Raw genomic sequence first — 22077 nt, forward strand, 5'->3', positions numbered from 1 at the left:
GACAAAAACAGGCTAGAAAATGTGACTGGCCAGCAGAAAAACCAGGGCATAACGGAACAATTTGCCGAGCCCGATCAAAATGAGAGAGCGCCAGAAGGAGAGGCGCAGCCAACCGGCCAACAGACAGAGACCATCACCGACCACCGGCGTCCAGGCAAGCAGCAGACACCAGTGACCATGTTGTTTGAGCCAGCCTAAGGCTTTTTGTTCCCCACGGCCTTGAAAATCTTCCGGTTTTTTCTTGAAGGTGGCGAGCCAGCCGAGCCACCAGGTAGTCATGGAGCCGAGGGTATTGCCCAGCGTCGCCCACAGCAGCAGGCTCGCCATGCTCCACTCCCCCTTGGCCGCCATGGCCCCCAGCAGCACTTCGGAGCTGCCGGGCAGCAGGGTGGCGGAGGTAAACGCGCTTAAAAAGAGCCACCCCAGCCCCATCTCGGTAATGCCATTCATCCGAGCAGGCCATCGGCCGCAGGCATCCGCAGCAGCAGCTTGCCGCGCACATGGCCCCCTTCGATAGCCTGATGGGCCAGCGCCCCCTCGGCCAAGGGGAATTCACCGGCGAGGGTGACCTTCACCTCCCCCTGACGCAGCAGCATCAACATCTGACCCAGCTGCTTCTGGTCGGGGTGCACCAGCATTCCAACCACCTCGATACCCGCCGCAGCCCCTGCATCCTTGATCAACTGGGCAGTGATGGTGGGCACAGTCACCAGGCGGCCACCCGGCTTGACGCAGGCGAGCGCCGCCTTGCCGCTCTCACCGCCTACCAGATCCAGCACCAGATCGACCTGGCCGACCTCTGCCACCACCCGTGCTGGCCAGTTCGCGTCGTGGTAATCCACCATCCAGCGCGCCCCCAGAGCATGGAGGAAGCCATGGTTGTCGGGGCTGGCGGTAGCCACCACCTCGGCGCCATATGCGCTGGCAAACTGCACCGCCAGATGGCCGACACCACCGGCACCGGCGAGGATCAATACCCGCTGACCGCTCTGGAGGCCGCCGTGCTCAAGCAGCCCCTGCCAGGCGGTGAGACCGGCCAGTGGCAGCGCCGCCCCCTGCTGCAGGCTCACTCCGTCGAGCTTGACCAGCGCGCTCTCGCTTGCCACCACAGACTCCCCGTAGCCACCGGCAGTGAGGGGAAAACCGACCATGCCGCACACCCAATCCCCCTCGACCAGCGAGGTCACACCGGGGCCCAGCTTCTCCACCACGCCGGAGATGTCATAACCCGGCGTCCAAGGCAGCTTGTCCTTGTTCTGGGCCGCCGCCCAGCCAAGACCGGCGCGGGTTTTGGCATCGATGGGGTTCACCCCCGCAAAGCAGATGCGCACCCGCACTTCGCCATCGGCTGGCACCTTATCGAGGGAAGGGTTGAGCTTGAGTACCGAGGGGTCACCGAATGCGGTAATCTGTAGTTGCGTCATTGCACAATCCATCCTGTTGATTGATCAAGGGTCAACAGAATAACAGCGAGGACACCATGGCTCGAATGTTTCTTATTCCTCTGTTGCTGGCACTGGGGTGGTGGGCGTTTCTGCTCTACTTCCGCATCCCGCTCAAACAGGGGGCCAAGGGGTTTTACTGGATCATCGGCATCGGTGGCGGACTGGCCGCCTTCCTCAGCCTGATGATAGTGCTGACTCACTGAGAGCCACAGCCACTCGATAACGAAAAAGGCCACCGAGTTTCGGTGGCCTTCTCACTATCCGGGTTGCTGCTCCAGCGCCGGATTGAGGTAGTAGTGGCGATTGCTCCCCTGCCCCAGCACCCCTTGCGACAGCAGATGGTGGAACACCCGATCCACCTCCTCCAGCGAGAGTGACAAAGCCTGCGCCACCGAGCGCTTGCTGCACTTGAGCTCACCACTCATCAGCGCACCGCGCACCTGCGCCAGCACTTCGGGGGCGGGCTCGGGGGGCATGATGGGCTCGGGCTGGGCAGCCATCGCCAACGCTGCCTGCGCCTCTCTGCGAGCTTGCTCCTGCTGCCAGCGCCACATCCGGCGAAAGCGGTTCTCCTCGCCGATCAGACTGACGAAAAAGGCACCGAACACGTCGAGCAACACCGAGAGGAAGCAGACCAGCAGGAACTGCACCTGACTGATGCTCATCCCCACCCCGTCCGCCAGACTGCTCATCAGCCCCAACATGGAGGATTGTTCGTTGACCGGCTTGGCATCGCGCTGCTGACGCAGCTCATCCTGCTGCAAACGCAGCTTGGTGTTGGCGTGCTGCAACGAGGAGACGCCGCTAGAGATACGCTCCAGCTCGATGTATTTGCGGGCCGCCTCCTCGTTGAGCTGGATCTGCCGCTCGATGCTGGCGATCTGCTCGTCGAAACGGGCCAGTTCCCGTTCGTGGCGTGCCTGTTGGCTCAGTACCGTGTTGGTGGCGCTGTTGATGCCACCAATACTGCCGCCGATGGAGATGGCCGCCAGCACGCTGTAAAACAACAGCGACCAGAAAGCGCCACTTAAATCCCGCCGCGCCTTGCGCTCGCCGTACTCGTACCAGACGTAAAACTTGCCCAGCTCGAAGATGATGGCCAAGCCGCCGAACAGCCACTTCATCAGCGGATTGTCATCGATGGAGAGGAACAGCAGCAGGGAGAAGATAATGGAGGCCAGAATAGCCAACCCGGTGAAACTGTATACCGTCGTCAGAGCAAACCACCCCTTGGGGTAGCGCAATGTAGAGGAGTCCTGTGTGGTCATGATGAAGGGGGGGCTGTGCAGGAAAAGTTGGCTGCCGATTATAGTCGCCAGACTCGCCCAGAGAAGGGCAAATGACTGAATTTCTTCAGATTGGCAACCAGCTGCCCAGAGTGCGACCAAAACGGACAAATCGGCAGCAGAAAAGCGATACAATCCCTCCCTGACTTGATCATGTGGTGAGATGGGGAACAGTTCCGCCCGGGTTCAGCTCCGGTCTGTACACTCATCCACCGTTGCAATTATCCGAGGCCATCATGAACAGTAAGACCACTTTGCTACTCTCCCTTCTTCTGGTTACCGGCAGCGCCGCAGCGACACAGCAATATCAAGAGAGCAGTGGCTCCGAATTCTCCGTCGATGAGCTTAAATTCAACCTGGACTGGGATGACAAGCAGTTCGGCTGGACCCAGAACGACTGTCTCGACTTGGGGGTCGGCGAAACCGCCCCGGCCGACTGCAGGGCGGTCAAATTCAATCTGGAAGATGAAGAGAACCGCAACCAGCCACCGCAAACCAACCAGCTCCCTGCCAACTCGCAGAGTGGCCAATAACGACAGGAGTACCCTTGCGATGACCCAAGCCAAACACAACCCCGTTATCCAGCGTGGCGCCCTGATGCTCTCCCTGCTGATGGTACATGGCATCGCGGTTGCGGCGCCGCCAAGCAAAAATGGCGATGGCATCAAGATCTCCGGTGATGACATCAAGATCAATCTCGACTGGGATGACAAAGAGTACGACTGGTGGCAGAACAACTGCCTGGATCTTGGCATTGGCGACAGCCGGATCAAACTCAACTGCGACAAGATGGATGGCAAGTACCGGGATCACTACAACCGCAGCATCCACAGCGGCAATAACCCCGGGCAAGGTCACGACAAACAGAAGGATAAAAACAAGGGCAACGGCAAGAAGAACTGAACGCCCTCTCCTGATGCAGCAGGGGCCTGGCGCCCCTGTGCTGATTGTTTACCAATAATTCTCCGCACTGATATTGCCCGGCGCCCGCCGCAGATTCTTGGCCAACCCCAGCGCCAGCAAGGTCTGCTGGGTCTCTTTCACCATCTCCGGATTGCCGCAGATCAGCACCTGACTCAGCTCGGGTGAGAACTCCAACCCCACTCGATCCTGCAACTGACCATTGGCAATCGCCGCCGGGATCCGCCCTGCCATTGCATCGGGCCAGGGCTCGCGGCTGACAAAGGGGACATAGCGAAAGCGCTCGCCATATTGCTCGGCAAAGCTGGCGATCAAATCCTGATAGCTCAGCTCCTCGCCTTTGCGCACCCCGTGCACCAGCACCAGATTCTCGAAACGGTTGAAGGCCTCACCCTCGGCCAACATGGAGAGGAAGGGGCCGATGGCAGTGCCGGTCGAGAGCAGCCAGAGATCGCGCCCGGCGGGCACCTCATCCAGCGTCAGAAAGCCGGTGGCCTGGGATTGTACCAGCAGGGTGTCACCTGCTTGCAGCGAGCCGAGCGAGGGGGTCAGCTCACCGCTCGGGATCTCGACCAAATAGAACTCGTGATATGGCGCAGAGGGAGGATTGACGAAGGAGTAGGCGCGCTGAATGCGGCGATCTCCCTGCTCGAGGGCCAGCTTGGTGAATTGGCCTGCCTTGTAGGGAGCCAGCTCGGCCGCTACCCGCAGGGAGAACAGAGTGGGTGTCCATTCGATGCGTTCGATGACGCGGCCTTCTACCCAAGCCATAGGGATCTCCTCCAGTGGAACAGACCTTCACTCTACCCTCGGGCCGGAAAATAAAAAACCCGCGCAAAAGCGCGGGTTTTTTCTGCAAAAGCGAATCGCTATTACAGGGCAACAACCTGGATCTGTACGGTTGCTTTAACGTCAGCGTGCAGCTGAACAGCAACTTCGTAGTCACCGGTGTTACGCAGAACGTTGCCCATGCGGACTTCGCTCTTGGCAACGGCTACGCCAGCAGCAGTGATGGCTTCAGCCACGTCACGGGTACCGATGGAACCGAACAGCTTGCCTTCGTCGCCAGACTTGGAAGCGATAACCACGGTAGCCAGTTCGGCCAGCTTGGCAGCACGCTCTTCAGCAGCAGCTTTGTTGGCAGCCAGTTTGGCTTCCAGCTCAGCGCGACGAGCACCGAAAGCTTCGATGTTGGCCTTGGTGGCCATAACAGCTTTGCCTTGCGGGATCAGGTAGTTACGGGCATAACCAGATTTCACGGAAACTTGGTCACCCAGACCGCCCAGTTTGGCGATTTTGTCGAGCAGGATAACTTGCATTACCTTTCCTCTATAAATTTCGTTGAGTTAGGCTTAAGTGCCGGGCCGATTCTTACTTGTTGTGCAGATCGGTGTACGGCAGCAGAGCCAGGTAACGAGCACGCTTGATGGCGCGTGCCAGCTGACGCTGATACTTGGCGCGGGTACCGGTGATACGGCTCGGTACGATCTTGCCAGATTCAGTGATGTAGTTTTTCAGAGTAACGATATCTTTGTAGTCGATCTCGGTAACGTTCTCGGCGGTGAAGCGGCAGAACTTACGACGACGGAAATAACGTGCCATGGCCTTTATCCTCTAGTCAGTGATCCAGAATTACTCTTCGGAAGCAGCTTCAGTAGCTTCTTCGCGGCGCTCGTCGTCACGACGGGTGAAGCGCTCTTCTTTGGCCTTGGCCATCGGAGAAACTTCAGTCACGGCGTGCTTGGTGCGCATGATCATGTTGCGGATAACGGCATCGTTGAAGCGGAAGTTGGTTTCCAGCTCATCGATAACGGCTTGCTCTGCTTCTACGTTCATCAGAACGTAGTGGGCTTTGTGCAGTTTGTCGATCGGGTAAGCCAGCTGACGACGGCCCCAATCTTCCAGGCGATGAATGGTACCACCGGAGGTGGTGATGGCGCCGGTATAACGCTCGATCATGCCGGGAACTTGCTCGCTCTGGTCCGGATGAACCATGAAGACGATTTCGTAATGACGCATTTTAGCTCCTTACGGATTAATTCAGCCTCCGCCCAGGTGCAGCCAGACCTCGGAGGCAAGGAACATAAAGGTGTTTAGTCGCTGCTTTTCTAGGGCGGCGTATTGTACGAAATCACATCCCTCACTGCAACTGACTGCCTTAAATGTTTTTCCCGATGGAAATCATCAGAAACAACAATTGATAACAATTATCATTTAGATCTATTCTCTCTCCATATCCTTATGGAGGGTGATGCCATGCAACCCGCACTGACGACTACGATTCCAGCCCGCAAATTCAAACTGACCCTGCTCGGGCCTGCCTTTATCGCCGCCATCGGCTATATCGACCCGGGCAACTTCGCCACCAATATTCAGGCGGGCTCTACCTTTGGCTACCAACTGCTCTGGGTAGTGGTATGGGCAAACTTGATGGCCATGCTGGTGCAAACACTCTCGGCCAAACTCGGTATCGTCACCGGCAAGAATCTGGCGGAACACATCCGCGACCGACTGCCAAAACCGGCGGTCTGGGCCTACTGGGTGCAGGCAGAGATCATCGCCATGGCCACCGATCTCGCCGAATTTATCGGCGCCGCAGTCGGCTTCAAGCTGCTGCTTGGCGTGACCTTGCTTGAAGGAGCCTGTATCACCGCCGTAGTGACCTGGGGGATCCTGATGTTGCAATCCCGTGGCCAGAAACCGCTGGAGTTCGTGGTCGGTGGCCTGTTGCTGTTTGTCGCGGCGGCCTACATCGTCGAGCTGATCTTCTCCCGCCCTCATCTGCCCAGCCTGCTGGAGGGCGCCCTCTTCCCCGGTCTGCCCAACAGCGATGCCGTCTATCTGGCCGCCGGTGTGCTCGGTGCCACCGTGATGCCCCACGTTATCTATCTGCACTCGGCACTGACCCAGCACACGCAAGATCAGGGCTCGGTCAGCCAGCGGCTGCACACCACCCGAGTCGATGTGGCGATTGCCATGACCATCGCCGGTTTCGTCAATCTGGCGATGATGGCGATGGCGGCCGCCGCGTTCCACAGCTCGGGCCACCAGCAGGTAGCGGAGCTGGAATCCGCCTACCAGACCCTCACTCCGCTGCTGGGTCAGGCTGCCGCCACCCTGTTTGGCCTCTCGCTGGTCGCCTCCGGCATCAGCTCTACCGTGGTGGGCACCCTGGCCGGGCAAGTGGTGATGCAGGGCTTTGTCCGCTTTACCATCCCGCTCTGGCTGCGACGCGCCATCACCATGGCTCCCGCCTTCGTGGTAATCGCCATCGGGCTCAACACCACCGAAATTCTGGTGTTGAGTCAGGTGATCCTGAGCTTTGGCATCGCGCTGGCCCTGATCCCGCTGTTGATGCTGACCGGCGATCGGGCGCTGATGGGGCAGCATCGCAACCATCCGGTCACACAAGCCATCGGCCGCCTTATCGTTGCGCTGGTGATCGGGCTCAACGCCTATCTGCTGGTCGCCATGATCTAGCGAACCGTCAAACCGAGAAGAGGGGCTCATTAACTCTGGTTAATGAGCCTCTTCGCACTTTGGCGTATGCTGCCGCTTTCTCTTCTCATTTATCGTTGCGGGAGCCTTGCCATGGAACACACCCGAGCCAGCTTCGTACTGGGCCATCATCAGGAGCAGGCCAGCGTGGTCTGCTGCCAGCGTGGCGACACCACGCTGCTGGTCACCGACCTCACCCCCTTTCATCCCCAGAGCCACCTCTGGCCCGATCAGCCGGGGGATGTGGGCCATGTTCGCTGGGAAGGGGGCGAAGCCGCCATTGGCCCTTGCCGAATGGGGGCCATCAGCCCGGATGGCGAGCTGTTCGTCGATACTGCCATTCCGGTCAAACGGGGGGCTGAGGGGTGGCGTTTCGTGGTGGTCCATCCGCTGACCGGTGACCATGCGCTGACCGTTGGCAGCCAGGTCGAATTGCAAGTGGATAGCGCTGCCCGCCACGCGTTGAGTCAGGGCCATAGTGGCTGCCATCTGGCGGCACTAGCCCTCAACAGGGTACTCATCCCCTACTGGCGCAAGGAGGTAAGCGAGCGCGATGCACTGGGCCAGCCCGACTTCGATCGTCTTGCTATTCAAAGCTCGCGGGTCGAGCCTTGCGGTTCGCGGGAGCAGTACCGCATCGGCAAGAGCCTACGCAAGAAAGGGGTCAACAGCGAGGCGCTGCTGGCAGATCTGGCGCTGATTGAAGAGAAGGCCAACCAGCAGCTGGCCGATTGGATCGCAGCCGGGAGCGAAATCCGCCGCAGCCGCGCTGGCGAGGCGATCATCGATTCCCGTTACTGGCACTGCATGCTGGAAGGCCAGGAGGTGACCATTCCCTGTGGTGGCACCCATGTCGCCTCGCTCGCCGAGTTGGGGGAGCTCAAAGTACAGCTCACTCAAGTGGAAGAGGGCTTTGCCATGCTGACACGGGTCACGCCAACCGGCGCCTGAGTCGCTGACTTGACCACTCAGGGCTCACGCCCAAATTGGCAATAGAGAAGTATCGCAAAGAGGGCGCATCATCATGCCCCTCAACGCCAGTCATGACGGACCGATGCTTCTCTTTTAACCACACCCTGATTAGAATGCGCCTCCCACAGGAGGCACATCCCCATGAGTAATACTCAACTTCGCACCACCCCTGATCGACTTCGTTATCTGGTTCTCTACGAAGGCATAGGGCTGGCACTGGTCGCACCGCTGATCAGTCAGCTGTTCGGTCAGGGCGTCGCCGAAGTCGGTTCGCTGGCCATCTTCTTCTCCATCGTCGCCACTGCCTGGACCTACGGTTGGAATCTGTTGTTCGACAAGGGGTTGCTCAAACTGTGCAGGCGCACCAACAAACGACCACTGGACCGCTTCCTGCACGCGTTTGGCTATGAGGCGAGCTTTATGATGCTCTCCCTCCCCTGCGTCATGTTCTGGCTCGATTTGGGAGTCTGGGACGCCCTGATGCTGGATCTCGGCTTCGTTGCCTTCTATCTCGTCTACATCATGGTCTTTACCTGGGCCTATGAGCGGATCTGGCCGCTGCCATCCAACCCGCAGACGGCATAAGGCCTCAGCCGCAACGAGGCCGACAGAAGAAACCAAAAAGGCAGGAAAAGCCAGGGAGCACTAAAACCGGAAGGATGGGAAAGCCCCATAAAAACAATGCCAGTCAGCTCGCTGACTGGCATTGGACAAAACAGACTTTCGGACTTACTTGACGGCGTCTTTCAGAGCCTTGCCAGCCACGAATGAAGGCACGTTGGCAGCAGCAATCTGGATCTCTTTACCAGTTTGCGGGTTACGACCGGTGCGGCCTGCGCGGTGGGTGACCTTGAAGGTGCCAAAACCGACCAGTTGCACAGCATCGCCTTCTTTCAAGCTCTGGGTAATACCATTGATGATCTCTTCCAGAGCCACTTTGGCCTGAGCTTTGCTCAGATCTGCTTTGGCGGCAATCGCATCGACAAGTTGAGCTTTGTTCATAACATTTCCTTTATGATCGGGCATTTAGCGCTGGGTCACTCTATGCAAAAAAAAACGCACAGGCAAAGCCTTTATCGAGCCGAACGCGTCAAACGCTGGGGTTTTCATCAAGATCTGCGGAAATAGTCACATTCCACACGCGAAAAACCGTGGGCAGGCCTGAAACCTGCTAGCACGCAGACACGATCCGCTGACTATTTCTTCACCACTTAACATTATCCCCCCATGGCTATTGACGCTTGCCCAGATTTTCCCTAGTTATAGGTTGTGTCACTGCTCAAACGGCTCGGAATACCGAACAATCGGCCAGCCTTTGCCCCACGGAGGGATAGGGATTATGTTGACGAAACTGGAACAGACCAAGCAGGCGCTGGCAGGCAAGCATAAGGCTATCGACGACTGGCTGGATGCAAGGCAAGCGTTGCTGGTTGGATACATGCAGCTGGCAGGCCTCACTCCGGCGCGGACCAAACAACGCAGCCTGCCCAAAACAGAAGAGCTGCATCAGTTTTGCGACCGCCTGGTCGACTATGTCAGTGCAGGCCATTTCGAGATCTACCACCACGTCGTCACCGCCTTCGAGCAAGCCAGCGGCGAAACACTGGAGCTGGCCAAGCGCATCTATCCCCATATTCGTAACAGCACTGAATTCGCCCTCGAGTTCAACGACAAATACAGTGATGCCGACGAGGCCCAATTGCTGCTACTGGATGATGATCTCAACGAGTTGGGGCCGGTTCTGGAAGAGCGGTTCAAACAGGAGGACCGCCTGGTCAAGGCGCTTCATGTGGTGGAATCCTTGAGTACCCAGCAAGCGTGAATGCCATTTTCGGAGCAAGTTCAAGATACTGGCAACCAAGGTGGATTACACTCAGAGCAATGACCCTAGCGTCCACACTTATTGCATACAGGAGATGAGCATGTCTGAGCGCCGCCGTTTTGCACGGATCCTCTACTTGACCATGGCAGAACTCACCCAGGGGGAACAGAAGTGGCAGACCCAGCTTGTCGACGTCTCCTTGCAGGGAGCCCTGCTGATCCGCCCCGACGACTGGGAGAGCCGTGACAACAAGGAGTACCAGCTCAGCTTTATCCTGAGCGGTAGCGATATCGAGATCAAAATGCAGGTCGAGCTGACCCACGAAGCCAGCAAAAAACTGGGGTTCTACTGCCACCACATCGATATCGACAGCGCCACCCACCTCAAGCGGATGATCGAGCTCAACGTCGGCGACGAAGAGCTGCTCCACCGCGAGCTGGAACAACTGCTGAGCGAACATCTGGAACATAGCCAGCCCTGATGGCAGGTTCCAGCCCATAAAAAAGAGCGCCGAGGCGCTCTTTTTCCGTTGTGCTGTTGTCTCGATTGCAATGCTGAGAGATTACAGCGCCTCGAGTGCCTCAGACAGCTTCTTGACCGGCACCACTTCCATCCCTTCGATGGGATGCTTGGGGGCATTGGCGTGCGGCACGATGGCACGGCGGAAACCGTGCTTGGCCGCCTCCTGCAACCGCTCCTGGCCAGACGGCACCGGGCGAATTTCACCGGAAAGACCCACTTCGCCGAACACCACCAGATCCTTGGGCAGTGCCTGATCCCGGAAGCTGGAGACCATCGCCAGCAGCAGCGCCAGATCCGCACTGGTCTCCTCGACCTTGACCCCGCCAACCACGTTGATGAAGACATCCTGATCCGCCATCTGCAACCCGCCGTGACGGTGCAGCACCGCCAGCAACATGGCGAGCCGGTTGTGATCCATCCCCACCGCCACCCTGCGCGGGTTGGAGAGCTGGGAGTAGTCCACCAGCGCCTGCAGCTCCACCAGCAGCGGCCGGGTGCCCTCCCAGATAACCATGACGATGGAACCGGGCGCCTGCTCCTGCCCTCGGCTGAGGAAGATAGCGGAGGGGTTACTCACCTCGCGCATCCCCTGCTCGGTCATGGCAAAAACCCCCAGCTCGTTGACCGCGCCGAAGCGGTTCTTGTGGGAGCGCAGAGTCCGAAAACGGGAGTCATGGCCACCATCAAGCAGCACAGAGCAGTCGATGCAGTGTTCCAGCACCTTGGGGCCCGCCAGACTGCCATCCTTGGTCACATGGCCCACCATGAAGATGGCCACATGATTCTGCTTGGCATAGCGGGTCAGCAGCGCCGCCGCTTCGCGCACCTGCGAGACAGAACCGGGGGACGATTGCACATCCGCCACATGCATCACCTGAATGGAGTCAATCACCATGATTTGCGGCTGCTCCTGCTGGGCAATCAGGCAGATCTGCTCGACGCTGGTCTCGGAGAGCATCCGCAGCTTGTCGGTGGGCAGCCCAAGGCGGTTGGCCCGCATCGCCACCTGCTGGAGCGACTCCTCGCCGGTGACATAGAGGGTTTTCATCCGTTCAGCGAGACCACACATGGTCTGCAGCAGCAGGGTCGACTTGCCCGCCCCCGGGTTGCCGCCGATCAGAATGGCCGAGCCGGGCACCACACCGCCACCAAGCACCCGATCCAGCTCCTTGAAACCTGAGGTAAAACGGGGAATTTCGGTGGTGGCAATCTCTGCCAGTGTCTGTACCTGACTGCCGACCGCGCCGGCATAACCGGTGTAACGGGCACTCTTGCCAGCTGGGCTCACCGAGCCGAGGCGCACCTCGGTGATGGTATTCCACTCCTTGCACTCGCTGCATTGACCTTGCCAGCGTGTGAAGTCGGCACCACATTCGGAACAAACATAAGCAGTTTTATTTTTGGCCATTGATAACTCGGGGACAGGATGAATTCCTGCTTGATATACTTGTTTGCGACCGACAGATCAAACCCAGAATCGGAAAAGTGACTTTCCGTGGCAGGAACAAATGGATTCAGAACACCAGCAACATCTGATTGAACAACTCGTCCCCTTGCTGCGGGAGAAAGATTTCGAGGAGATCTTCAACCGCATGACTCAGGAGGAAAACAGCAACAGCCGTTTTCTGATCAAGATGGAGCTCAAGCGCAAGTGCTCCCCCTGCCGCAGGGTCATCGACATGCGCGATGAGCTGGAGGATGAGTGCCTGGTACATGAGTTCGACGGCATCACTCACTTCATGCCCGCCGATGCGATTGCCCTGTTCCAGTCCCAGTGCTATCTCTACCGCGATATCTATACCCTCGGTGTCTACGAGGCGCTGCAACAGTGGCAAAAACAGCACCACAACGCCCGCGTGGATGGTCAGCTGTCTCCGCCGGCCAGCCCCTTCCGGCAATATGATGTCAACACCATCGCCTTTGCCAGCTACTACGGCCGCCGCCAGGAGCGGATGCACTTCAGCTCACCGGTGCTGATCAAGTTTCAGGACGGAGAGAAGCTGTTCGCCAAGAGTTCAGATCTCTCGCTGGGTGGCATGCGGGTCTCGGTTCCCTATCTGCCGAACTATCACACCGGCGCCCAGGTGGAGGTCTTCTTTACCGGACTGGAGCGGGACACCCCTAATCCGGTGCTGCACCAGCCGGTCGGCTATCAGATCCTTGGCGAAGAGAGCAAAGAGGGGAAATACTGGCTGCGACTGGTGCGCTCCGGCGAACAGCCAGCCTTTGATGCCTTCCTCAGCGACTTTATCGACGCCAACAAAATCCGCTATCGGGTCAGCGTCGACTATCTGCTCTCCGCCGCCATCATCAAGGGGTATGAGCAGTTCTATCTGCCGCGAATGACCGGCATGCCGCTCTTCTTCGGCACCGGCGACAGCCCCAATCTCGAGATAGCCCTGCGTACGGAAAACAACCAGCACCTGCTGGAGTATTGGCGCGATGAGAAAAACCGCGATGCCCTCGCGGGCCTTTTCAGCGTGGAGCGGATGAAACGGCTCTGCCCGGCCCCCGGCACCACCACCGAGACCATCATCTACTGCTTTACCCACACGGTGCGCAGCCACATCTACTTCTTCTCCGCCACCGCCGAGGAACTGCGCCAGAGTGGCCTCACCGCCCTCTTCTTCCAGGTGGGCTCACGCCGGCCCAGCTGGCGTGTCTACAAGTTCACGCTGGAGGCATGCGATCTGGTCGAGGCGGATGTGGGGCAACTGCAGGGGCAGGACAACCCGCAGTTGCAAGATATCTTGCTGCTCGAGCGGCTCAAACAGATCGGCTACTGCGGTCTGCTGCAGGAGATCGGCCTGGAGTCCCAGCGGGAAGAGTTCCATCAGGAAGGCGTCAGCAACAACGCCAACGAGCTGCAACGCTTTGGTCACGAGCAGGGGGTTGCCCCGTTCGAGATCGAGACCCTGCACTATGTTCAACTGCGCAAGGAGTCGCGCTACATCCACAAAACCGCGGTCGCCATCCATCACAACGGCAAATCCTGGATCGGCTGGACCCGCGACATCTCGACTCACGGCCTGCAAATCGAGCTGGAAGATGCCTTTATCGGCGAGAAGAACGATGTGGTAACCATCGCCCTGCCCCGCTTGCAGGAGCTCTCCAAGAGCATGGATCTGCAGCGCCTCTCCTACCGGCTTGTCAGCCTCAACATGACCCGCACCGTGCTGCACCTCTGCATCGAAGGGGATTCGGATCGCCATACCGGCCGCCAGTTCTTCAGCCTGCTGATCGAGAGCAACCAGAACAAGCTCAAGGCGGCGCAGGAGCAGCGCCGCTATCGCGGGCTGGCGCGGGCACTGCGCAACATCTATACCCACCACTTGTTCAACTCGCCGGTCTATGTCAACAAGCTGAAAGGCGCCCCCAAACCGGCCTCCATCGGCAAATCCCTGCAACCGCGCAGTCTGCAGCGGTTGCTGCAAGCCTGTGCCGAGCTGCCGGAGCAGGAGAACCTCTATCCGCTGTTTCAGGGGGAGCTGCTCAAGGAGCTGCTGATGAACCCGCTGCGCGCCATCGAGCGGGAGGACAAACCGAGAGAAGACGAGGTCTATATCGCCAGCATCCAGACCAAGGCCGGCCTGCCCATCTTCAGCAGCCGACTGGCCAGCAGCTTTGCCAACCTCAAAGAGAAGCGTCAGTTCATCGAGCTGGCGCAGCAACAGGGGGAGTTCTACTCGGTGCTGGTCGGCATCTCCCGTACCGGACGGCCCGACACCAACTTCATCGCCAACGAGTTGGACTACATCGCCAAGTTCGCCATCCACAAGGCGCGCAAGCTGGAAGAGGAGCTCTGGAGCGTGGTGGGGGTAGGAGAACTGACCGATACCACCCAGGCCACCCTGTTCCGCTTTGGCATCACGCCGCCGCTGAACTGAAGATCCCGGAACATACAGAAATGAAACAGGGCGCTCGATGCGCCCTGTTTTTTTGTCATGCCGCCTGCGGGTTGAGCAGCCAGTCAAGGATCTGGGGGAAGTGATCCTCCTGCGCCTGCGGGGCGGTCAGCATATTGATGTGGTCATAATCGAGGTGGTTGCCGTTATCCCGCCCCAATCGGGTGTGACGCGTGGCCGATCCCATCTCGTCGCTGAAACGGCGCACATCGGTCGGGTGACCCAGCACCTTGTCCGCTTTGGCCGAAATCATCCAGAGCGGTGGCCAGTTGACCCGTGCCGCCGCCTCGTCATAGGCAAAACCGTCGTGAGGATCCAGCCAGGGGCCGCACTTGACCCAGGGGATGGTCTCCTGCAGATAGCGCAGCGGCTCGTCGTCAGCACCGATCTTCAGAGTGCGAGCCGCCAGAAAACCACGGCGGCGAGCCAGCCAGGGAGCCAGCCGATTCCAGATCAGATCCACCTTCAGCCAACGCTCGGGATTGTGCACCGACACGCCGCGCTTGGTGCCAAAAAACAGTAGACTGGCCACCTGCTCCGCCAGCTCGGGGAAGCGCACCAGGGTCGAGGCCATGATGACACCGCCCCAGGAGTGGGCCACCCAGTGCACCTTGAAGCCATGATGGCGCTCGGCAATCCAGCGCTGCAGGGCGGGCAGATCCTCGGTGATCAGCTCATGCTGCCCGTGCTCCGCCTGCTCGGCGATGGCAGGAGTGCTGAGCCCCCGCCCCCGCAAATCAGCCACATAGACCTGATAGCCGTGACGGGCCAGAAAGCAGGCCAGCCCCTTGCCAGATTCGGTATAGAAGATCCGCCCGTTCTCGATGGCGCCATGCACCATCAGGATCGGCTCTCCATGCACGGCGACCCGGGGTTTGATGTGGCGCACATGCAATTGATGGCCACCACAGGGGATAAACAGAGACTGCTGCGACAATTCCATTTTTATTGGTTTCCTCCTTGAAACACTGTCAGCGCTGGTCCCAACGTTGCTCGCTGCAGGCCCGCGCCGCCAGCAGGCAGATCACCCCCTCCAGATCGTGATGATTGAGGGTGGCCGCCGCCTGCGCCCGCACCAGTGGTTTGGCGTGAATGGCAATGCCAAGGCCCGCGACCCCCATCATTTTGAGATCGTTGGCACCATCGCCGATGGCCACGGTCTGGTCGGCAGCAATGCCGTACTCCTGAGCAAGCTGCTGCAACACCTCGGCCTTGACGCTGGCATCAACGATGCGCCCGCTCACCTTGCCGCTCAGCTGGCCCCCCTCCACCGCCAGCTCGTTGGCGAAGATGGCATCGAGCCCCAGATCGCGCTGCAACTGGCCAGCAAAACGGGTAAAACCACCGGAGGCGATGGCCACCTTCCAACCCGCCCCTTTGAGGGTATCGACCATCAGCTGCAAGCCCGGCATCCAGGGCATCCATGCCGCCACCTCGTCGAGGATGGCGACCGGCGCCCCAGCCAGCAGGGCCACCCGATTGCGCAGGCTGTCGGAAAACTCCAGCTTGCCCTGCATGGCTGCGGCCGTTACTGCCGCCACCTGCTCGCCAACCCCGGCAAGGCGGGCAATCTCGTCTATACACTCGATGCGGATCGCGGTGGAGTCCATGTCCATCACCAGCAGGCCGGGCTCGTTCAGGGTCGGTAGCGCGGGCAGATGGCAGAGATCGATCTCCCACTCACCGCTCTTGAGCTCGGCCACCAACTCGGAAGAGAAGCGATCGCAGCCAAGCAGCAGCAACGGCACGCCCGCCACCTCGGTGGGAGGATAGAGGGTGGCCGCCAACCCCTGTGCAGCCAACAAAGGTGACAGACACGCCAGATGGGAGGCGCCCAGCCCCTTGCCAAATAGCACCAACCAGCCGCCAGCCTGCGGAGTCTCTGTCGGTTGCAACGCATCTGCGCTGAGCTGCCAACAGGGTGAGCCGGACAACAACGCGGGCCAATCGGATAACAGAGGGGGGAGCCGGGACAACAACATAAGGGATACGCCTTCCTTGGTGATCAGGGGGTTAACAATGCTGGCCCAGAGTAGCGTATTGCTTTTTGTACAGGCAAGCGCCAAGATCCCGCCACTCCTTGTTACCATGAGGTCTCACGCTTGCAGCGTCATCTTCCCATCAAACGTGTTCTCAGCCTGGGTGCCGGTATCCTGCTCGGATGCTGGGTGCTCGGTGTGCTTATTCATATGCAGGGTGAAAGCCAGGCCTCGCTGCACAGCGAAGCGCGCAACCGGGCGCAGGCGCTGGTCGCCTATGCCGCCCGAGACATGAAACGCTGGATCAAGGAGGAGAAGAGCAGCGAGCTGGAGCGGCTGGCGCGGGATCTGGCAGCCGAGCCGGAGATCCTCGATGCCACCCTCTACGACGGACGCGGCATTCCCCTCGCCCAGTCTGAGCAGGCGGTGCCGCTGGAAAGCCTGCTGCCCATCGGCAGCGATAACAAGTCGCTGCCGGAGCAGGGCAAAGGACGGATCCAGTTCGTGCAGGAGATCCGGGATGGCGAGCAGACCATCGGCTTCCTGCGCATAACCCTGGAAGAGCAGCAGATGCTGGCAGACAAGGATACCCGGCTCAAGGTGGTGCAGGAGAAACAACGCCTGATGCTGCTGGTCGCCCTGCTGGCCGGGGTGCTCATCTCCTACGGCGTGCGCCGTAACTACATGCGGGTACGCAAGCACAAGAAAAAGAGTACGCCCCCCTCGCCACCTCCGGAAAACTGATGGCGCAACCAGAGAGCAGATACAAAAACGGCGGCCAGAAGGCCGCCGTTTCTTATTCGCGAAGGAATTACTTGTCGCCCAGCAGGACGGAATCCAGTGCGATTTCGATCATGTCGTTGAAGGTCAGCTGACGCTCTTCAGAGGTGGTCTGCTCACCGGTACGGATATGGTCGGAGACGGTGCAGATGGTCAGCGCCTTGGCACCGTACTCTGCGGCCACGCCGTAGATACCGGCGGCTTCCATCTCGACACCCAGGATGCCGTATTTTTCCATGACGTCGAACATGGAGGGGTCCGGAGTGTAGAACAGGTCGGCGGAGAAGATGTTACCGACGCGCACGGCAACGCCCTTGTTCTTGGCGGCCTGCACGGCATTGGCAACCAGGTCGAAGTCGGCGATGGCAGCGAAGTCGTGATCCTTGAAGCGCAGACGGTTTACTTTGGAGTCGGTGCAAGCCCCCATACCGATCACCACGTCACGCAGTTTCACGTCTTCACGCACAGCGCCACAGGAGCCCACGCGGATCAGGGTCTTCACACCGTAATCGGTGATCAGCTCTTTTGCGTAGATGGAGCAGGACGGGATACCCATGCCGTGACCCATGACGGAGATACGACGGCCCTTGTAGGTACCGGTAAAGCCGAACATGTTGCGCACGTCGCAGATCTGCTCGACGTTCTCCAGGAAAGTTTCAGCGATGTACTTGGCGCGCAGGGGGTCGCCCGGCATCAGCACGGTATCAGCAAAGGCGCCATCTTTCGCATTGATATGAGGAGTTGCCATTCTCTTGATTCCTTCACACAGGTTGAGTTTTATTGTTTTATAAATTGCCCGCCGCCGAAGTGGCGGGCGGGTAAATTACAGGAAGCTGGTACCGTATGCCAGTTTCGGCAGACCGTGGTAAGCCGCGATGCTCTGGCCGATATCGGCAAAGGTCTCGCGACGACCAACGGAGCCGGCCTTGACCGGCTTGCCGAAGAACAGCACCGGAATGTATTCGCGGGTGTGGTCGGTACCACCCCAGGTCGGGTCGCAGCCGTGGTCGGCAGTCAGCACCACCACGTCGCCATCTTGCAGCAGCTCAAACAGCTCCGGCAGGCGGGAATCGAAATACTCCAGCGCACCGGCATAACCGGCAACGTCACGGCGGTGGCCGTAGGAGGAGTCGAAGTCGACGAAGTTGGTGAAGACGATGGTGTTGTCACCGGCCGCTTTCACCTCTTCCAGCGTGCGATCCCACAGCTCGGTCAGACCGGTCCCTTTCACCTGCTTGGTGATGCCCTGCTGGGCATAGATGTCGGCGATCTTGCCGATGGAGACCACCTGACCACCCGCATCTTTCATGTAATCCAGCACAGTCGGCGCCGGCGGCAGCACTGAGTAGTCGTGACGGTTGCCGGTACGCTTGAAGTTGCCCTTGCCAGTACCCACGAACGGACGCGCAATCACGCGGCCGATGTTGTAGGGCTCCAGCAGCTCTCGCACGATGTGGCACAGCTCATAGAGCTTCTCGAGGCCATAGGTCTCTTCGTGGCAGGCAATCTGGAATACGGAGTCGGCAGAGGTGTAGAGGATCGGCTTGCCGGTGCGCATATGCTCTTCGCCCAGATCGTCCAGCACTTGGGTACCGGAGGCGTGGCAGTTGCCCAGATAGCCAGGCAGACCAGCCTTCTCGACGATGGCGTCCAGCAGCTCCTGCGGGAAGCTGTTGTGGTGATCCTTGAAGTAGCCCCACTCGAACAGCACGGGCACACCGGCGATCTCCCAGTGACCGGACGGGGTGTCCTTGCCGGAGGAGAGCTCCTGCGCAAAGCCGTAGGCACCGACCACCTCGATATCTTTCTTCAGCCCTTCCGGGAAGTAGCCGGAGGCCTGCTCGCAAGCGTGGCCCAGACCCAGCTTGTTGAGGTTGGGCAGATTGAGGGCGCCACGGCCTTCAATTTCACCTGCCGCACACGCCTTGGCGATATGGCCAAGGGTGTTGGCGCCCACATCTCCGAACTTGTCGGCGTCGGCAGCTGCGCCAATACCGAAAGAGTCCATCATCAGAATAAAGGTACGTTTCATGGGTCTTCCCCTTGTTACAAATCGGCCAGGGTGATACGGCGGTACACTTCAGGCAGTGCCTCCGGCCGCTCGCCACCAATCCGGACAGCCGCCTGCACCATGCTGGCAGCCTGAGCATATTGCTCTTCAGTCTGAGCGTGGATCATCGCGATCGGCTTGTCAGCATCGACGCTTTGACCCAGGCGGATAAAGTCGGTCAGACCGACCGCATAATCAAGTTTGTCACCGGCAGCGCGGCGACCACCGCCCATCGCCACCACGGCCAGACCCAGCTCGCGGGTATCCATAGCGGTCACGAAGCCGCTGTTGGCCGCAAAGACCGGGCGCACGATGGCGGCTTTGGGCAGGTAAGCGTCGTAACGCTCCATGAAATCGGCCGGGCCACCGAGACCAGTCACCATGCGACCGAAGATCTCGGCCGCCTTGCCGTTATCCAGCACCGTCTGCAGCTTGGTGCGGGCATCGCGCTCGTCGCTGGCCAGACCGGCGGAGATCAGCATCTCAGCGCACAGCGCCATGGTCACTTCGTGGATGCGCGGGTTGCGGTATTCACCGGTCAGGTAGCGCACCGCTTCACGTACTTCCACCGCGTTACCGGCGCTGGAGGCCAGCACCTGGTTCATATCGGTCAAGAGCGCAGAGGTGCGGCAACCGGCACCGTTGGCCACGGCCACAATGCTCTTGGCCAGCTCTTCAGACGCTTCGAAGGTCGGCATAAAGGCGCCGGAGCCCACTTTCACATCCATCACCAGCGCTTCGAGCCCGGAGGCGAGCTTCTTGGAGAGGATGGAGCCGGTGATCATCGCGATGGATTCAACGGTGGCGGTGATGTCACGTACTGCATAGATACGCTTGTCAGCGGGGGCAAGATCGCCGGTCTGACCGATGATGGCGACACCCGCCTCTTTCACCACTTTCAGGAAACGGTCGTTGTCGACCGAGGTCTGGTAGCCGGGAATGGCGTCCAGCTTGTCGAGGGTACCGCCGGTGTGGCCCAGGCCACGGCCGGAGATCATCGGCACGAAACCGCCGCAGGCAGCGACCATCGGGCCAAGCATCAGGGAGACAACATCACCCACACCGCCGGTGGAGTGTTTGTCAACAATCGGGCCACCCAGATTGAGGTGATCCCAGGTCAATACCATGCCGGAGTCGCGCATAGCGCAGGTCAGGGCAACCCGCTCATCCATGGTCATGTCTTTGAAGTAGACCGCCATCGCCAGCGCGGCAATCTGCCCCTCGCCGATGGTGTTATTGGTAATGCCCTGAACGAAGAATTGAATTTCTTGGGTACTGAGCGCTTCACCGTTGCGCTTCTTGCGAATAATTTCTTGAGGCAAAAACATCTTTCATTCCCTCCGCCATTGCTGGCGTTACACAAGCCTGAATCCTTGCCCGCACACCGCATGGTGGGGGCTAACAGGGCGGACAGCAGTCCGCCCTCTCATCAACCTATTAGTAACCGCTGGTGTTGGCTGGCTTGTCGCCATGCCCCAGAGTGGCCAGCAGACTGGCCAGCAGGCTGGATGCACCAAAGCGGAAGGTACGGGCGGACACCCAGTCGTTGCCGAGGATCTCTTCGGCCATAGCCAGGTACTGACCGGCAACGGCTGCGTCTTTAACGCCACCAGCTGGCTTGAAGCCGACTTTCGGATTCTTGGCCTTGATCACTTCCATCATGATGCGTGCCGCTTCTGGGGTCGCATTGACCGGCACCTTGCCGGTGGAGGTCTTGATGAAGTCGGCACCGGCATCGATACAGATTTCGGAAGCGCGACGGATCAGCGCCTCTTCTTTCAGCTCGCCGGTTTCGATGATCACTTTCAGCAGCACGTTGGCACCGCAGGCCTCTTTACAGGCTTTGACCAGATCAAAACCGATCTGTTCATTACCAGCCATGAAGGCGCGGTACGGGAACACCACGTCCACTTCGTCAGCACCGTAGGCGACAGCTGCACGGGTTTCGGCCACGGCGATCTCGATGTCGTCGTTGCCGTGCGGGAAGTTGGTCACGGTCGCAATGCGCACATCGGCAGCGCCGATCTCACGCAGTGTCTTGCGAGCGATAGGGATAAAACGGGGGTAGATGCAGACAGCGGCGGTCAGGCCAGCCGGTGACTTGGCCTTATGGCACAGGTCGATCACCTTCTGATCGGTATCGTCGTCGTTCAGGGTGGTCAGGTCCATCAGGTTCAGGGCGCGCTGAGCGGCCACTTTCAGATCAGTCATTCTGTTCTCCAAAGTCTCGATTTAATCCAGATAACCGGGCACCACCATACCATCCAGCGATGGATGCACAGGCAGTAATCCCCAGCTATACGGGAATGGAATTACAGTGCGAAGGCACCGGCACTATCGGGATGCTATTCAAAACACCCTGCAGGCACTGCGACTGTAAATAAGGCAAGAGCCCTGTCACTTTCTTACAAAAGTGCGGACTTGGTTCCATGAAGACTTGAGAAAGGCCGACAACATCTGACCCGACTTCCCAATCAATTCCATTTGACCGCCAACACCCGATTTCATCGAGTATTAGTCATTGCCAGCACCCTGCTGGCAACGCCTATTTCAGCCGAGATACCCCCTGTTTGCAAGCCGGATTTGCCAATTTCAGAGGTACCTCACATCTGGCAAATCCAGGTCTAAAAAAGCCTTACGAAAAGAAACGAGTCAGGATCCAGGAGTAGGCCAATCCCCCCAGATAGACCCCGACGATCCCCATTACCCCGGACAAAACGGGAGGCGCCGGGATCGGCAATTTGAGGAAAGAAAACAACAAACCAACTATAAAGCCGGCCACCATCGCCAGTAGCACTTCATTCATATAACCTCCGATTTGACTCATTTTATTATTAGTTTAGATAGGAAAACGGTTGTCACCGCTCCATACGCGAACGCCACGGCAGATGCCGTGG

26 protein-coding genes are annotated in these 22077 nt (G+C 59.2%); 10 read left to right on the forward strand and 16 right to left on the reverse strand.

All coding sequences use genetic code 11. From position 1 onward, the window contains the following. Nucleotides 1-12 precede the first annotated feature (12 nt). Nucleotides 13-450 (reverse strand): YqaA family protein, encoded by a 438-nt coding sequence (locus ACTG2T_RS06015; protein ID WP_005340498.1) that lies wholly within the window; start codon nucleotides 448-450, stop codon nucleotides 13-15. Continuing rightward, the gene (locus ACTG2T_RS06020) at nucleotides 447-1424 is read right to left on the reverse strand and encodes an NADP-dependent oxidoreductase (protein ID WP_330124886.1); all 978 of its coding nucleotides are present in this window, start codon (nucleotides 1422-1424) and stop codon (nucleotides 447-449) included. Before ACTG2T_RS06020 ends, ACTG2T_RS06015 begins: the two co-directional genes overlap by 4 nt. Nucleotides 1425-1480: 56 nt before the next feature. Between ACTG2T_RS06020 and ACTG2T_RS06025 the strand changes: the two genes are divergently transcribed. Then, nucleotides 1481-1648, forward strand: a complete 168-nt coding sequence (locus ACTG2T_RS06025; RefSeq protein ID WP_005358060.1) for a hypothetical protein — start codon at nucleotides 1481-1483, stop codon at nucleotides 1646-1648. A 54-nt stretch (nucleotides 1649-1702) separates the two neighbouring features. Here ACTG2T_RS06025 and ACTG2T_RS06030 read toward each other — a convergent pair whose 3' ends face one another. After that, complete coding sequence (locus ACTG2T_RS06030) at nucleotides 1703-2713, reverse strand: Preprotein translocase subunit SecY (protein ID WP_100654550.1); 1011 nt, start codon at nucleotides 2711-2713, stop codon at nucleotides 1703-1705. 254 nt (nucleotides 2714-2967) lie between these two features. Between ACTG2T_RS06030 and ACTG2T_RS06035 the strand changes: the two genes are divergently transcribed. Together ACTG2T_RS06035 and ACTG2T_RS06040 are read left to right on the forward strand one after the other, a co-directional pair. Next, nucleotides 2968-3264 carry a hypothetical protein gene (locus ACTG2T_RS06035; RefSeq protein WP_005348982.1) on the forward strand — a complete coding sequence of 99 codons (297 nt, stop codon included), beginning with the start codon at nucleotides 2968-2970 and terminating at the stop codon, nucleotides 3262-3264. A gap of 19 nt (nucleotides 3265-3283) precedes the next feature. Then, complete coding sequence (locus ACTG2T_RS06040) at nucleotides 3284-3634, forward strand: hypothetical protein (RefSeq protein WP_162519582.1); 351 nt, start codon at nucleotides 3284-3286, stop codon at nucleotides 3632-3634. Between the two features lie 48 nt (nucleotides 3635-3682). Here the strand turns inward: ACTG2T_RS06040 and ACTG2T_RS06045 are convergent, their stop codons facing one another. The 4 genes from ACTG2T_RS06045 to rpsF form a co-directional block, all read right to left on the reverse strand. Continuing rightward, complete coding sequence (locus ACTG2T_RS06045) at nucleotides 3683-4423, reverse strand: ferredoxin--NADP reductase (protein WP_236288325.1); 741 nt, start codon at nucleotides 4421-4423, stop codon at nucleotides 3683-3685. Nucleotides 4424-4524: 101 nt separating this feature from the next. After that, the gene (rplI, locus tag ACTG2T_RS06050) at nucleotides 4525-4971 is read right to left on the reverse strand and encodes a 50S ribosomal protein L9 (RefSeq protein ID WP_005340490.1); all 447 of its coding nucleotides are present in this window, start codon (nucleotides 4969-4971) and stop codon (nucleotides 4525-4527) included. A gap of 52 nt (nucleotides 4972-5023) precedes the next feature. After that, entirely contained in the window at nucleotides 5024-5254 is a 231-nt protein-coding gene (gene rpsR, locus ACTG2T_RS06055) for a 30S ribosomal protein S18 (protein ID WP_005308890.1), read from the reverse strand. 30 nt (nucleotides 5255-5284) lie between these two features. Further along, nucleotides 5285-5671 carry a 30S ribosomal protein S6 gene (gene rpsF, locus ACTG2T_RS06060; RefSeq protein ID WP_005308887.1) on the reverse strand — a complete coding sequence of 129 codons (387 nt, stop codon included), beginning with the start codon at nucleotides 5669-5671 and terminating at the stop codon, nucleotides 5285-5287. Between the two features lie 237 nt (nucleotides 5672-5908). Here rpsF and ACTG2T_RS06065 point away from each other — a divergent pair, with 237 nt between their 5' ends. The 3 genes from ACTG2T_RS06065 (at nucleotide 5909) to ACTG2T_RS06075 (ending at nucleotide 8707) form a co-directional block, all read left to right on the forward strand. After that, nucleotides 5909-7132, forward strand: coding sequence for an Nramp family divalent metal transporter (locus ACTG2T_RS06065; RefSeq protein ID WP_330124887.1), 1224 nt, complete (start codon nucleotides 5909-5911; stop codon nucleotides 7130-7132). A gap of 111 nt (nucleotides 7133-7243) precedes the next feature. Further along, nucleotides 7244-8101, forward strand: a complete 858-nt coding sequence (locus tag ACTG2T_RS06070; RefSeq protein ID WP_330124888.1) for a hypothetical protein — start codon at nucleotides 7244-7246, stop codon at nucleotides 8099-8101. Nucleotides 8102-8263: 162 nt separating this feature from the next. Next, nucleotides 8264-8707, forward strand: a complete 444-nt coding sequence (locus ACTG2T_RS06075; RefSeq protein ID WP_330124889.1) for a PACE efflux transporter — start codon at nucleotides 8264-8266, stop codon at nucleotides 8705-8707. 144 nt (nucleotides 8708-8851) lie between these two features. Here the strand turns inward: ACTG2T_RS06075 and hupA are convergent, their stop codons facing one another. Beyond that, nucleotides 8852-9124 (reverse strand): nucleoid-associated protein HU-alpha, encoded by a 273-nt coding sequence (gene hupA, locus ACTG2T_RS06080; protein ID WP_005340484.1) that lies wholly within the window; start codon nucleotides 9122-9124, stop codon nucleotides 8852-8854. A 337-nt stretch (nucleotides 9125-9461) separates the two neighbouring features. Between hupA and ACTG2T_RS06085 the strand changes: the two genes are divergently transcribed. Together ACTG2T_RS06085 and ACTG2T_RS06090 are read left to right on the forward strand one after the other, a co-directional pair. Beyond that, nucleotides 9462-9944 carry an Rsd/AlgQ family anti-sigma factor gene (locus ACTG2T_RS06085; RefSeq protein ID WP_005348975.1) on the forward strand — a complete coding sequence of 161 codons (483 nt, stop codon included), beginning with the start codon at nucleotides 9462-9464 and terminating at the stop codon, nucleotides 9942-9944. 100 nt (nucleotides 9945-10044) lie between these two features. After that, nucleotides 10045-10425, forward strand: coding sequence for a PilZ domain-containing protein (locus ACTG2T_RS06090; protein WP_005340482.1), 381 nt, complete (start codon nucleotides 10045-10047; stop codon nucleotides 10423-10425). 81 nt (nucleotides 10426-10506) lie between these two features. On the opposite strand, the gene radA is transcribed toward ACTG2T_RS06090, so the two are convergent. Beyond that, nucleotides 10507-11874, reverse strand: a complete 1368-nt coding sequence (gene radA / locus ACTG2T_RS06095; RefSeq protein WP_005340481.1) for a DNA repair protein RadA — start codon at nucleotides 11872-11874, stop codon at nucleotides 10507-10509. A 100-nt stretch (nucleotides 11875-11974) separates the two neighbouring features. Here radA and ACTG2T_RS06100 point away from each other — a divergent pair, with 100 nt between their 5' ends. After that, nucleotides 11975-14353: a PilZ domain-containing protein gene (locus ACTG2T_RS06100; RefSeq protein WP_330124890.1), complete on the forward strand. Its 2379-nt coding sequence runs from the start codon at nucleotides 11975-11977 to the stop codon at nucleotides 14351-14353. Nucleotides 14354-14408: 55 nt separating this feature from the next. Here ACTG2T_RS06100 and ACTG2T_RS06105 read toward each other — a convergent pair whose 3' ends face one another. Continuing rightward, nucleotides 14409-15314, reverse strand: coding sequence for an alpha/beta hydrolase family protein (locus ACTG2T_RS06105; RefSeq protein WP_330124891.1), 906 nt, complete (start codon nucleotides 15312-15314; stop codon nucleotides 14409-14411). Nucleotides 15315-15342: 28 nt separating this feature from the next. Continuing rightward, nucleotides 15343-16353, reverse strand: coding sequence for a phosphoserine phosphatase SerB (gene serB / locus ACTG2T_RS06110; RefSeq protein ID WP_330124892.1), 1011 nt, complete (start codon nucleotides 16351-16353; stop codon nucleotides 15343-15345). Nucleotides 16354-16473: 120 nt separating this feature from the next. Here serB and ACTG2T_RS06115 point away from each other — a divergent pair, with 120 nt between their 5' ends. Further along, the gene (locus ACTG2T_RS06115) at nucleotides 16474-17094 is read left to right on the forward strand and encodes an AhpA/YtjB family protein (RefSeq protein WP_005340472.1); all 621 of its coding nucleotides are present in this window, start codon (nucleotides 16474-16476) and stop codon (nucleotides 17092-17094) included. A gap of 67 nt (nucleotides 17095-17161) precedes the next feature. On the opposite strand, the gene deoD is transcribed toward ACTG2T_RS06115, so the two are convergent. The 5 genes from deoD to ACTG2T_RS06140 form a co-directional block, all read right to left on the reverse strand. Next, complete coding sequence (deoD, locus tag ACTG2T_RS06120) at nucleotides 17162-17878, reverse strand: purine-nucleoside phosphorylase (RefSeq protein ID WP_005340471.1); 717 nt, start codon at nucleotides 17876-17878, stop codon at nucleotides 17162-17164. Between the two features lie 75 nt (nucleotides 17879-17953). Further along, complete coding sequence (locus tag ACTG2T_RS06125; protein ID WP_139408470.1) at nucleotides 17954-19162, reverse strand: phosphopentomutase; 1209 nt, start codon at nucleotides 19160-19162, stop codon at nucleotides 17954-17956. A 14-nt stretch (nucleotides 19163-19176) separates the two neighbouring features. Next, nucleotides 19177-20508 (reverse strand): thymidine phosphorylase, encoded by a 1332-nt coding sequence (gene deoA, locus ACTG2T_RS06130; protein WP_236341709.1) that lies wholly within the window; start codon nucleotides 20506-20508, stop codon nucleotides 19177-19179. 109 nt (nucleotides 20509-20617) lie between these two features. Then, the gene (gene deoC / locus ACTG2T_RS06135; protein WP_005340468.1) at nucleotides 20618-21391 is read right to left on the reverse strand and encodes a deoxyribose-phosphate aldolase; all 774 of its coding nucleotides are present in this window, start codon (nucleotides 21389-21391) and stop codon (nucleotides 20618-20620) included. Between the two features lie 424 nt (nucleotides 21392-21815). Then, the gene (locus ACTG2T_RS06140; RefSeq protein ID WP_005340467.1) at nucleotides 21816-21986 is read right to left on the reverse strand and encodes a XapX domain-containing protein; all 171 of its coding nucleotides are present in this window, start codon (nucleotides 21984-21986) and stop codon (nucleotides 21816-21818) included. Nucleotides 21987-22077 lie beyond the last annotated feature (91 nt).

It is taken from the genome of Aeromonas sp. 75A (assembly GCF_051919425.1).
Classification (GTDB): Bacteria; Pseudomonadota; Gammaproteobacteria; order Enterobacterales; family Aeromonadaceae; genus Aeromonas; species Aeromonas veronii.